Annotated in this window: 1 pseudogene; it reads left to right on the top strand. The window is 43.1% G+C overall.

Annotation, left to right across the window (positions count from 1 at the left end):
• Window positions 1–408 (top strand): annotated as a pseudogene (locus R8N47_RS28460) (cobyric acid synthase CobQ); the annotation flags it as partial.
• Between the last annotated feature and the right edge of the window lie 107 nt (window positions 409–515).

The following is a 515-nucleotide window of genomic DNA, read 5'->3' on the forward strand; positions in this document are numbered from 1 at the left end:
GTAGAAGGTGAGCCGGGTTCAAGCGAAGGTTTGGGACTATTGAATGTTCATACTGTGCTGACTGGTAGTAAACAGCTCACCAAGACTGAAGCTGTGCTCAATCTCAATAACCAAAAAGCGAAGGTGAAAGGTTATGAGATTCATGTTGGTAGAAGCCAGGTACTTGACGAACAACCGCTTGAACTCGACAACGGAGAATGTGACGGTGCCATTAGTGAATGTGGCCAAATTATGGGAGCCTACTTGCACGGATTTTTTGACGAAGTGGAAGCGCTAAACCTCATTACTGAGTGGGTGAATGGCACTCAGATCAAACAGCAAGATTTTGAAACATTGAAAGAACAAGGTATTAACCGTATTGCGGATGCGATAGAACAACACATGAACCTTGACTTCCTGTTTAAATAACTCGTTAACCAAACGCTATCTTTAACCAAATTTTCTCTCGGCTCCTTATTAGAAAAACGGAACGGGCTGGGAACGCATTCATTTGGCTAGATAGAATTTTCGCTTGC

The sequence above is a fragment of the Vibrio sp. 2132-1 genome (assembly GCF_033344315.1).